The 11,120-nt window shown below is 60.7% G+C and carries 8 protein-coding genes and 1 pseudogene; 6 read left to right on the top strand and 3 right to left on the bottom strand.

Annotated features, from left to right (window positions below):
* The first annotated feature begins 147 nt into the window (after positions 1-147).
* Positions 148-1,137, top strand: a complete 990-nt coding sequence (locus E4K65_RS27320; protein ID WP_135176749.1) for a Bug family tripartite tricarboxylate transporter substrate binding protein — start codon at positions 148-150, stop codon at positions 1,135-1,137.
* A gap of 2 nt (positions 1,138-1,139) precedes the next feature.
* Here E4K65_RS27320 and E4K65_RS27315 read toward each other — a convergent pair whose 3' ends face one another.
* Positions 1,140-2,300, bottom strand: a complete 1,161-nt coding sequence (locus E4K65_RS27315) for an MFS transporter (RefSeq protein WP_135176748.1) — start codon at positions 2,298-2,300, stop codon at positions 1,140-1,142.
* A gap of 738 nt (positions 2,301-3,038) precedes the next feature.
* Here E4K65_RS27315 and E4K65_RS27310 point away from each other — a divergent pair.
* Positions 3,039-3,554: a GNAT family N-acetyltransferase gene (locus E4K65_RS27310; RefSeq protein ID WP_135176747.1), complete on the top strand. Its 516-nt coding sequence runs from the start codon at positions 3,039-3,041 to the stop codon at positions 3,552-3,554.
* 1,461 nt (positions 3,555-5,015) lie between these two features.
* On the top strand, positions 5,016-5,219 hold the full coding sequence (locus E4K65_RS27305) for a hypothetical protein (protein WP_135176746.1): 204 nt from the start codon (positions 5,016-5,018) through the stop codon (positions 5,217-5,219).
* Between the two features lie 366 nt (positions 5,220-5,585).
* Here E4K65_RS27305 and E4K65_RS27300 read toward each other — a convergent pair whose 3' ends face one another.
* Complete coding sequence (locus E4K65_RS27300; protein ID WP_135176745.1) at positions 5,586-6,086, bottom strand: hypothetical protein; 501 nt, start codon at positions 6,084-6,086, stop codon at positions 5,586-5,588.
* A gap of 759 nt (positions 6,087-6,845) precedes the next feature.
* Between E4K65_RS27300 and E4K65_RS49800 the strand changes: the two are divergent.
* Positions 6,846-6,944 (top strand): annotated as a pseudogene (locus tag E4K65_RS49800) (alpha/beta hydrolase); the annotation flags it as partial.
* Between the two features lie 275 nt (positions 6,945-7,219).
* Positions 7,220-8,038 (top strand): alpha/beta fold hydrolase, encoded by an 819-nt coding sequence (locus tag E4K65_RS27290; protein ID WP_135176744.1) that lies wholly within the window; start codon positions 7,220-7,222, stop codon positions 8,036-8,038.
* 384 nt (positions 8,039-8,422) lie between these two features.
* Here E4K65_RS27290 and E4K65_RS27285 read toward each other — a convergent pair whose 3' ends face one another.
* Positions 8,423-9,103, bottom strand: a complete 681-nt coding sequence (locus E4K65_RS27285; RefSeq protein WP_135176743.1) for a helix-turn-helix domain-containing protein — start codon at positions 9,101-9,103, stop codon at positions 8,423-8,425.
* Between the two features lie 1,491 nt (positions 9,104-10,594).
* Between E4K65_RS27285 and E4K65_RS27280 the strand changes: the two genes are divergently transcribed.
* Positions 10,595-11,062: an SgcJ/EcaC family oxidoreductase gene (locus E4K65_RS27280; RefSeq protein ID WP_167771189.1), complete on the top strand. Its 468-nt coding sequence runs from the start codon at positions 10,595-10,597 to the stop codon at positions 11,060-11,062.
* Positions 11,063-11,120 lie beyond the last annotated feature (58 nt).

The raw sequence follows: 11,120 nt of genomic DNA, 5'->3' as shown, positions 1-11,120 counted from the left end.
AACGTAAGGGGTTAGGTCGCCATGCCATGGCGACCGCGCCGGGACTTGTCGGGGCGGAGCATTGACGCCGGTGGCGGATTGCTGCGATTGGTTGGTTCGGGAGCCGGTCCCGCCTCGACAATGACAACCGACTTCCGGAATTCGGACATGCCTTCCTTCTCGCGGCGACGATTCGTCCATGCGTTATCAGGCGCAGCGGCGCTGGCGGCGATTCCGCGCAGCGGGCAGACCGCCGACTATCCATCTCGCTCCATTCGTCTGGTGCTGCCGTACGGAGCCGGCGGAGCGGGTGACCAGATCGGGCGTCCCTGGGTGGACAAGATGTCGTCGTTGCTCGGGCCGACCTTCGTGGAATATATCGGCGGTGCGGGCGGCGCGATCGGGGCTGCCGCGGTGGCGCGCGAGGATCCCGACGGCTACTCGCTGCTGCTCGGAAACGGCAGCACGCAGGTCATCATTCCCCTGACCTCGGCAAATCCCGGCTATTCCGCTGACGATTTCCGCGCCATCTACCGCCTGATCAGCAGTGCGCTGGTTTTCGCCGTCCATCCGTCGGTCCCTGCCGCGAATTTGCGCGAGCTGATCGCCTACGCGAAGGCCAATCCGGGAAAGCTGTCCTACGGGACGCCCGGCATCGGCACGGGAAATCATCTGGTCGGTGAATCCTTCAAGCAGCAGGCGGGCGCGCTGGACATGGTCCATGTGCCGTACCGAGGCGTCTCGCAGGCGACCAACGACCTCGTCAGCGGCCAGATCTCGCTCGTCATTGCCGTGATGTCGGTCCAGTTGCAGCAGCTGAGCGAGGCCGGCAAGATCCGGCTGCTTGCGGTCACGACCGAAAAGCGGCTGAGCGGCGCGCCTGATATTCCGACCGCCGTCGAATCCGGCATGCCGGATCTCAGATATGAGGGCTGGTTCGGCATCTTTGCTCCCAAACTCACCGACGATGCGATCATCGATCGGATCGCGCAGACGACGCGCCTCGCCATGGCCGATCCGGCGCTTCAGGCGAACTACCGCGCCCAGGGCATGGAGCCGGACAGCGATTCAAGTCCGGATAAATTCCAGCGCATTATCGATGCGACAACGGCAAGCCTGGCGCCCGTGATCAGATCGATTGGATTGAGCAAGTCATGAGCTCACGCGTCGACTGGTGATACCTCGCGCTGCTCCGCCGTGACGATGCGCGCCGACAGCGTGACCAGTCCCATCAGCACAGCCAGGAGCCAGAACGCCGTCGGCAATCCGCCGATACGTGCGACGAAGCCGACGCCGGCGGGACCAACGAGGATACCGGCGTAGCCTGCGGTCGTGATCGCCGCGACAGCGAGCCCCGTGGGCATCGCCGTCTGCCGGGCTGCCCGGCGGAACAGCACCGGCACGAGGTTCGAGGCGCCGAGGCCGATGAGCAGGAAGCCGGCCATGGCGACCGCCGCAACCGGAGCCGTGAGCAGCACCGCGAAGCCCGCAACCGCGATGATGCTCCCCCAGAACAGTGTCGTGCGATCCCCGATGCGCGCGACCACGGCGTCGCCGCCGAGCCGACCCATCGTCATCGCGATCGAGAACACGATATAGCCGATCCCGCCTTGCGACTCGGAGACGAGGCCCGCACCGATGACGAGCAGTGCGCCCCAATCGAGCACCGCGCCTTCGACCAGGAACGTGATGGCGCCGAGCAGCGCGAGCAGAAGCACGGAGCCGTGCGGCAGCACGAACAGCGGCCCTTCCTGCACCTGCACGGAGCGGAGCAGGCGCGGCCAGGTGACCAGCATCGCAATCAGCATCAGGACGGAGCAGATCAGCGTGCAGGCGAGGGCGCCGAACTGCAAGGAGAGCAGCGCGGTCATCAGCGCGGATCCGGCGAAGCCGCCGATGCTGAACAGCGCATGGAAGCCGGACATCAGCGGACGTCTCGCTGCGCGCTCCACCTCCACCGCGTGGATGTTCATGGCGACGTCGATGGAGCCGAGCGCGGCGCCGAAGCCGAAAAGTGCGAGCGCCAGCGCTGCCGGTGAGCTCGCGATGGCCAGCAGAGGCAGGACCAGGGCGAGACCGAGCCCGCCGGCGATGATGATCGGCCTGCTGCCGTAGCGCGCGTTCATGATTCCGGTCAGAAGCATTGCGACGACCGAGCCGATGCCGAGGCTGAGCAGCAGCAGGCCGAGAACGCCGTCGTCGACGCCGAGCCGCGCCTTCGCAAACGGCACCAGCGGCGCCCAGCACGCGATGCCGAAGCCCGCGACGAGGAAGGCAAGTCGCGTCGCAAGCCGTGTCGCCGGCCGGTCGGCAGAAATCATGAGAACTCCGGAAAGCAGGGGGCAAGGAGGGCGCGGTCGACAAGCCCGACGATTGCCGCGACTTTATGTCCTGATGTGCACGATTTGTCGCAGCAGTTCCCCGAACGCTGCAAGGGAGCGCAGGTCCCCGGGCTCGCCCGTCGGGCATAACACCGGCCCTGTCTCGCCGCCCGGTCAATCCCCTTTCACAAAAATATTCCACTTTACCGAAATTCGGATTTGTCGTATGTGTTCACCTATCCCGGCTCATCCTTGAGGGGCGATCATGTGGTCGTCATTTTCGCGAGCCGGGCTTGCGGTGGACGCGGCAGCGTCGGGCGCGAGAGGCGTGGGGCAGGGCGGATTGCTCTCCGTGAGCCCCAAGGCTTCGTGCGGACGAACGGCGCTGTCAGGTTCGTCTCGCCAGCAGGTTTCCGGCTCCGTCGACAGGGCTGGAAAAACCGCGGCGAAATGGCGGGCCGTGCGTACGGCAAAACCGTGTGGTCCTTTCCGCCAGCTATTTCTTCGGTCTGTTGAAAGCGGCGGAAGTACTGAAAACGTAGGCATATTCCGTCTGGCTCCGTTCAACTAAAGGCCCTCCCGAACCTGCCGGGCCCTAATAGGCCCTAGTTTCACATGGCGCTGGCGGTCCCGGTTTGCCCGGAGCGGCCTTTCTGCGGCCTCGACGCTGGCGCGATGGTGGCGCGCTCGACGCCGGCGTGGCAGCTTCTAATCTTCGCGGACAGCAGGGAGATAATCATGCCTGATAGCTATCGCGCCATCGAACATCTCCGCGATGGGCGTCCGATTGAAATCCGGGCGCTTCTGCCGGATGACGAGGACGACATGCTCGCGGCAATCGGGCGCACGAGCACGGAGGCGCTACGGCGGCGTTTCTTCGTGGCGAAACGCGGCTTCCCGCAGAAGGAAATCGATTTCTTTATGAGGATCGACTTCCGCAATCACGTCGCCCTGATTGCGCTGGCTGACGAGGATGGCCGCCCCACCATCGTCGGCGGTGGGCGCTACATCGTTGTTGAACCCGGCAGTGCCGAGGTGGCTTTCATGGTCATGGACGGCTATCAGGGGCAAGGCATCGGGTCGCATCTGATGCGGCATCTGGCGGGCATTGCGCGCGACGCCGGGTTGACGGAATTGATCGCGGAAGTGCTGCCGGAGAACACCGCCATGCGGAAGGTGTTTAGCAAGTTCGGGTTCCAGCCTGCGCCCAGCCGGGAGCCGCAGGTCATTCACCTTGTGATGCAGCTCATTTGACAACGGCCCGTTGTACGGCCTCGCGCCTGACGCCAGACGCCTGCCCGTCGCTCCCGGTCGCCTGTCCGTCGTCGTGATGCTGGCGCGCTCGACGTGACGCGATGCCGTGATGCCGCGCCTGTCCGCGCCGTGATGGCGCTGTTGTCGTCGTCGGTCGCGATGACGCGATTTGCGCGCGAAGGGTGGGTTAGGCCGTCGCCGAGTTAGATTTTGACCACGAAGGATTTCGATCTATCGCACCTTTCGCAATCAAAGGTCCTTAGATCGTAGCCTTCCGCACCGGGCGTGATGCAAGTCAGCCTCATGGGCTCGCTGCAACGCGGACAGGGTATAATTCCGGTCTCAGCGCGACTGAAGAGTACGTCGGAATGCGTCGTGGGCATAATGCTCTCCCCTAGTTGGGCGGGAGCGTTACCGATCTCTCAGTCACCGATGGATGCCGATGGCGGGGCGGTGATGGCCTCAGCATGCGCTTCGAGTTCCGCCGCCGCTGGTCAATATTGCTCAGATCGCCGAATTGTTAACAACCAAATCAGGCGATGCGCGCGAGCGCTGGCGATGGTGACCCGGTGGCGTGATGCCGTTCCGCCGGAAACCAGCGGGAGGGATTGGTGAGGGTCGTGCGCTTGATGCTGACGCACGGTCGCGTCGTGGTGACGATGCGTGGCGACAAGACAAGAAGCGACGCAGTGTCCCCTCAGAACGGGATCGATGGTGCGCGGACCCGGTTAATGAAAAGTTAACGGAACAGGTAAGCTTGGCAGTGTCGTGATCGTGATGACGTGCGGCGCGTGACGCTGTCCGGGCGCGTGAAGTTGTAGCGGTCCCTCCGCAATCGGTCGGCAGGGTCCCTTGGAGAGCGCACCAAAGCGCGGGGACCGCGCGATCGCGCCGCGTAAATATATTGCAAATGCTCGCAGCGGCCTAACTTATGTACCATCTCGTACACAATGGCCTTGCGCGATGTGAGCGCGATGGCAGTGGGCCGGGACAAGTACGAGCAGAGCCGCGCTCGACCTCACACTGCTCTGCGGACGTGACGGCATACACAAAAAGAAAGGCTGCCTGCGTTGCCACAAGCGGCCCAAGTCTAGGGAGGAAACGCCCAAGGAGGGCAGCGATAGCGAAGCGCTACCGCATACCCTAGCTAAGAGGATCGCGATCAGCGGTTCAATTGAACAAACGTAAACGTCGGGCATCTAAAGGGGCCACGGAACCATACGAAGGTTGCCCTTGAAGCCGACCACTTCCGCACTAAGCCCTGTTCTTCATCGCGCTGGTCGTCGTCATGGTCGCGGTGGCGCTGCTGCTGGCGCGTTGACCCACAGCGGCACTGCTGGAGGGCGCTGGGGTAACCCTCAACCAACTCGCCGCCGATGCCCAAATCAATCCCCAAATGTGAACTGGTTCATAACCACTTGCGCTCTTCCGGCAGAATACGGCTCGCGGAGGGAACAAGCCATGACCCAGCAACCCGCGAAGCGCATACCCCAGTGGCTCATGATCGACCTGCTGGTGATCGTCGTATCGCTGGCGACTATCGGCCTCTTTATGGCCATACATGACCCAACAACCCGCGAAGCGCATACCCCAGTGGCTCACGACCAGCCTGCTGGTGATCGTCGTATCGCTAGCGATTATTATCGGCATCTTTATAGCCATTGATTAAGTCGCCCAATCAGTGCTGCCACTTGCTGGCTTGCCCCGCGTCCGGTCGGTCGACGCCTTAGCCGCCATCGGCCTCGTCCCTGTTCGGCCCGGCGGCAGCTTCGCCCGCCGCCCGCAGGAGGCTGGCAATGTCGGGGAAAACTGCCGCAGAAAATGCGGGAGGTCAGATTGTCGGATCGAACAAGCCGCCGCTAACTGTCAGCGGCAGGGCTCCCGCGCACAACGATGATGTTCGCGGGAGCAACGTGGTGCCGCCAACAAAGGTGATGTTGGAAGGAGCAAAACGTGGTCCTGCTTGTGTCCAGGTCTTACTTGCTGCGCCGTTTGATGTCCCGCAACCGATAGGCTTCATCCTCGTAGGGATCATTCACCCTTCGGCGGCGGGATCAGCTTGGCGCCCTCCTTGCGGAAGTGATCGAGGCCGCGACCCATCTTGCGGCCTTGCAGTGTGTGCTGATCGTTGGCCCAGTCGGGGATCGTCGGCGCGAAATCCTCAAGCATTGACCGCAGTCCGATCGCGGCGGCGAAGTGGCAGCCCGCGCGGCTCTTGGGAGCCCTGCACATGATCCTGGTGCAGTTGCCGACCATCAGCCGGGCCTCGCCGATCTTGCTGCTGTAGCGCTCTCTGGACCGCGCCAGCGCCGTCGCGACGAACGGCACGACCCATGGCGCCGCAACGGTGTCGAGGTCTTCGTGGCAGATCACTTCCAGTCTGTTGCAGACCATCGAGTGAAAGCCGCGCGACGTGTGCATCAGTTCGACGGCGAATACCATCGCCTCGCGCTCAAGACTGCGCCTGATCGCCTTCTGCATCGCCGAGACGCAGGCCATTTCCGGAAGGCCGCTCTTGGTGTCGGGGATCATCGGCTCGCACCGCTGCGCGCGACCGGGCCGATAATGATAGTCTCGCCCGCGATCGTGGCCGCAACGAGCGCGCGGGCCTGTTCCAGCGAATACCGGTCAACGAAGGTGGTCAGAAACCACGCAGAGCTATCAAATTGTTTGGGCAAAGAGCCCGCCGAAACGGGAGCGAAACTGATTGTAGATCCGAGGGCTAAGTCGGCTCGCGTAGGTGCGGACTGAAGGGCTGTCTTTAGATGCACAAATGCCGGAAATACCGCGAATTGAATATTCGACATTTGCGGCATTTGATCCCCCCGACGAAGTGGCAACAACTCCAACCGAGGCTAAGATGGCCCTTTAGGAGCAAAGGCGTTTAGGTTTAGCATGTGCCATGTTCACGGCATGGAGGCCTAAATGCCTCGAACCTCTGGATCAGGGAATGCTGCGTGGCATGGATCTGTCGCCAAGTACCGGTTCAAGCCTGGACGGCCGGGGTTCCGGAAGTGTGCAGCACTAAAGCGGACCGGTGCACCTTGCGGCAATCTTGCCATGCGTTGGGTTAGCGTGTGTTGTACAGCTCGACCTGGACTATTCCCGATTGGCCGCAATTGCCCATGGCAAGGCCTTCTTCAGCGACGGCAACGAAATAGCGCAGGTGCCGGAGCTCCATGATCCCTCGTATATCTTCCAGGCATAGCTCGAAGCCTACAAGGTCTTGGTCAGGAGCCAAAGAGGGAATTACCGTTTCGCAGTCTTCAACCAAAAAAAGGACAACGAACAATGTCTTCGCCGAAGCATAGTATCGTCTTCAGCAAAGTGATCCCAGCACTCCAGGCCGATAGGCACGGCGTGATCGCAATTCAGTACGGCCTCGACAATTCTGCAGCGCGATCGAGAGGGGCGTCCCTCATTTAGCGGGAAACGCGCGCGAATGCGCAGGAGCGGAATAGCGCCGCGCCGGATCCGGCGATAACGCGTCGGCGATCGGGTGTTGCCACGGCAAGGGCTCGCCGGCGAGGCCGCTGAACATCGTGTCTTTTGGAAAGCCAGGGGGCGCGATCTGTGGCCTGATCAGCTTGGGACTGCCGGCTTTTTTTAGACCCCCGTCCGCAAACTTTTCAACAAAGATCTAACAGCGCAGATGGAGCGACTCGATGTCGACGATCACGACTACAGACGGCGTAAACATCTTCTACAAGGACTGGGGCTCAGGACAGCCGATCGTTTTCAGCCACGGCTGGCCGCTGACAGCGGACGACTGGGATGCCCAGATGATGTTCTTCCTTCGCCACGGCTACCGGGTGATCGCCCACGACCGGCGCGGCCACGGCCGGTCCGACCAGCCCAACACCGGCAACGACATGGACACTTGGGTTGCCGACCTCGCGGCCCTGACTGAACACCTCGACCTGCGCGACGCGATCCACATCGGCCACTCCACGGGTGGCGGTGAGGTGGCTCGCTATGTCGCTCACCACCAGGCGCGCGTCGCGAAGGCGGCGCTGGTCGCTTCACTGACGCCGAACATGTACCGGAGCGATGACAATCCGTCCGGTCAACCGCCGGAGTGGTTCGAAGCGATCCGGGCAGGCGTGCTGGGCAACCGGTCGGAGTTCTACCGTTTCGTCCCTGAGAATCCGTTCTACGGCTACAACCGAGATGGAGCGAAGCCTTCGGAGGCGATCATTGCGAACTGGTGGCGTCAAGGCATGGCCGGCGGTGCCCTCGCTCATTACGCAACCGTCGACTCTTGGCTCGAAGATTATACCGAAGACCTGAAGAAGATCACCGTGCCGGTGCTGGTGATGCATGGCGAGGCTGATCAAGTCGTCCCGTTCGCAAGTTCGGTGCCGCGTGCGGTCGAGCTGCTTAAGAACGGGTCGCTGAAAACTTATCCAGGCTACCCCCATGGCATGCTCACCACACATGCGGATGTCCTCAACCCCGACCTGCTTTCGTTCATCAGGTCTTGACGACATCGCTCATCCATCATCGCCTCCCGCACGAAGGAGATGCCGTTTGCAAGGCGGCCTCTCCTTCCAGTTCAAGAGACGGTAAGCATGCTTTATCCGCAAGACCTTGGGCAGGAATCGGCAACCCAACGAGGGAGGGAAAAACTCCCCGGCAAGCATGAGTGTTTTCGGCAATTGGGAGCGTCACGCCCAGCGAGGCCGCCGAGTACAGCAAAGTCGTTGACGCCTTTGCGGGCCTGCCACGCCGCCGAACTCGACGAGCGCGTCGCGCGGGTGGAGCAACCGGAGTTGATGCGCATCGCCACTGGCAGCCGCGCGCCGATTACGGTCGGTTCAAGGCTGGTGGGTACCGACCGCTAAGTTCAAGGAAGACTGAACGCAGCGCTACGCTGGCATATCGAATGTCTCGAGCCGAATGCGGTCCGTGAGCACAATTTCGCGGTGGTTCTCACCGACGAAGCCGATGACGTTTTCGGCTTTCAAGCGCGAGAGTGCCCGCGAAACCGTTTCGAGCGTTATGCCTAGATAATCAGCAATGTCCCGCCGGGACATCGGAAGCGACATTTGGCTCCCAGGTACCATTCGCCGATCCATTTCCAATAAGAAGGCAGCGACGCGTTCCAACGCGTTCTTGCGACCAAGAAGCAACATGTGGGTTTCCGCGTGCTGTAGATTATCGGTCGTCATGGTGATTAGATTACGGGTGACGACTGCATCCGTCTCCGCTCCCGCTTCAAGACTTTGCCGCCGGACCAAGCGGACAGTGGTTTGGGTGACGGCCTCAGCGGTAAAGCGATGGACCGCTCCGTTCTCGAGTCCGAAGATGTCTCCAGCTAAGTGAAACGCGCTGATCTGGCGGCGACCGTCGGAAAGAAGTTTGTAGGTGCGCACCGCTCCTTGCTTGACCTGAAACACAAATTCAGCGGGCTCCTTCTCACCGAAAATTTCTCGGCCCTTCTTGTAGGTGAACTCGCTTAGGCTGACGATCTGATTTGTACTGGTCGTCATGCCGAAGTCTGAGAGAGAATTAGGGCGGTAAGTCCTATCTGTGATGCGAACAAACACTGTTGCCTCCAAAATCGAATGCGATTTGGTGCGCGGATTGAGAAAAACGTCGCCACGTTCGCTGGAGAGGTTAGATGATGGATGTACTTTGGATCAACATTGTCCCAAAGGACAATTACAGCGCGAAGTGTTAAGCTCGTTGAAGCGTCAAGTTGCCTGGCGGATAGCGGCGTACATTGGCGTGTCACACACCGCCGCAGTGAACCACAGGCGCAACTTTAATGCGTCTAAAGGGCACAAGGCGAGCATCGATGCCGCGAAGATCAGGGAGATGAAGGCCGATGGCGTTGGGATTCACGACGCGCCTCACGACTGCACTTGATACGAAAACGGCGTCAAAAAAGTTGGCGGTTTGCGCCCCTCCGAATTGCAGAGCGTGTATGCCGACGGCACACCCAGGGACTACGACACCGAGGCGTAATTAAACTTCCGCTTCTGGCCCGAAGCTGTCCCGGCTGAGCGCGGAGCAATGGTCCGCCTTCAAGGCAGTTGCTGGCCTAACTTCGATCGTCCGCCTGTAACCCAAAGGCGACTATGCCTACATCAAATAGATACTCACAATCGCCACCGCGATGAGCAGCGCGCCACCGACAACCGCAACGGCAAAACAGATGCGTGCTGGGACCGAGTAAGGGTCGAAATGAGGTTGTTTGATCACGACTCCCTCCCTTGCTGGGCAGGCGGGAATGCAACCGGCTTTCAGTAACCAAGCGCCGACCGATCAGTTTTGTCCTCGTTCCTCATCCGCGAGTGTATGACGCGCAGCGACCCTGCCTCGCTTCGCGCGTGGTAGGGCCGCCTGCCTCTCCGGGCTGGGGCTGGAAGGGGCTGAACCGGCCCGGCTGGCGAGTTAAATATACGCCGATGAAGTGGAAAACATGACTGCCCAAAAGGGGCTACTCCGTTGGAGACCCGCGGGCCTGACCTAGCGGACTAGGCGCCGCAGCGACGAATCGACTGAGCTGGCTTGTTCGAGACATCCCTGTTCGATCTCACGATGTCCGCTTATCCGGTCAGACTGGAAGTCGTCACCTCAGAGGCCAACCGACGCTCATGACCCGAACCGGAAGTTCGCGTCGCCTTGCGCTCGTGCGTCAATCCTCCTGACCGTACTTCTCCGGAACGGCAATGCGCCGGTGCTAAGTCTTGTCTGGTGTCAATCACCGGTCTAATAAATATTCGTTGTCCCGCGAGCCATGAGCAATGGATCAGGGTTCGGCAATGACTGACCTGATCCTGAGATCATTTCCGTTCGCTTGCTGAATGCGAAGAGACAAGAGATGAAGCCGAAGGTGTAGCCGCGGCTCAAAATTTTCTAAACGACACCTCCGTACTCCGCCTTTCTCGGAGCCCATTCTGAATCATGTGTTCGTTTGCCACGTGGCCATTGAGGCTCCGATGAAAAGCATCTGGACAAGCTCCAGCAGTACGCTCGAAGCGCGACGCGGCACTGGCATTTCTAGAGGTAACCACATGCAAGGAGTGCAAGCCATGAACAAAATGCTTTGCGTATTGGCAGTGACATTCGCCGTTGTCGTACTCGCCTTCGCGGACGACGCCAAAACAATTGCACAGCGTGTCGACGACAAGTGGATCGAAGCCTTCAACAAGAAAGATGCCGCCGCTCTCACCGCGCTATACACGGCCGACGCCGTGTTGTTGCCGCAAGGTGTGGATCAACCCATCATCGGCACTGAGAATATCCGCAAATTCATGGATCAGATGGTGAATGAGAAACTCGAAAACATGGTTCTGCCGGTCGCGCAGGCGAACATGATAGACCCAAACTCACTTTATCAAGCCGGTACCTGGTCTGCTGATGCCGGAAGCCAGCAGATCAAAGGAACCTATATGAGCGTCATCGTCCGGGATGGCGCAGATTGGAAATATCGCGCCGACACCTGGAACATGATGCCGCCCCCTCCGGCGACTGTCGGTTCAAGCTCAGCAAACAAGTAGTCCAGCTGCGGTGGAGTTGATAGACAACAGCCAGCAAACTGCTGTTTTGTCCTGGTCC

Source organism: Bradyrhizobium niftali (genome assembly GCF_004571025.1).
In the GTDB taxonomy this organism is placed as follows: domain Bacteria; phylum Pseudomonadota; class Alphaproteobacteria; order Rhizobiales; family Xanthobacteraceae; genus Bradyrhizobium; species Bradyrhizobium niftali.
This window is presented reverse-complemented; position numbering and strand designations above follow the sequence as displayed.

What these genes read in the sequence shown, in the direction of transcription:
- E4K65_RS27305 (WP_135176746.1), top strand. Translation starts at nt 5,016, where the DNA reads ATGACCCAGCAACCCGCGAAGCGCATACCCCAGTGGCTCATGATCGAC.
- E4K65_RS27300 (WP_135176745.1), bottom strand. Translation starts at nt 6,086, where the DNA reads ATGATCCCCGACACCAAGAGCGGCCTTCCGGAAATGGCCTGCGTCTCG.
- E4K65_RS27315 (WP_135176748.1), bottom strand. Translation starts at nt 2,300, where the DNA reads ATGATTTCTGCCGACCGGCCGGCGACACGGCTTGCGACGCGACTTGCC.
- E4K65_RS27280 (WP_167771189.1), top strand. Translation starts at nt 10,595, where the DNA reads ATGAACAAAATGCTTTGCGTATTGGCAGTGACATTCGCCGTTGTCGTA.
- E4K65_RS27310 (WP_135176747.1), top strand. Translation starts at nt 3,039, where the DNA reads ATGCCTGATAGCTATCGCGCCATCGAACATCTCCGCGATGGGCGTCCG.
- E4K65_RS27320 (WP_135176749.1), top strand. Translation starts at nt 148, where the DNA reads ATGCCTTCCTTCTCGCGGCGACGATTCGTCCATGCGTTATCAGGCGCA.
- E4K65_RS27290 (WP_135176744.1), top strand. Translation starts at nt 7,220, where the DNA reads ATGTCGACGATCACGACTACAGACGGCGTAAACATCTTCTACAAGGAC.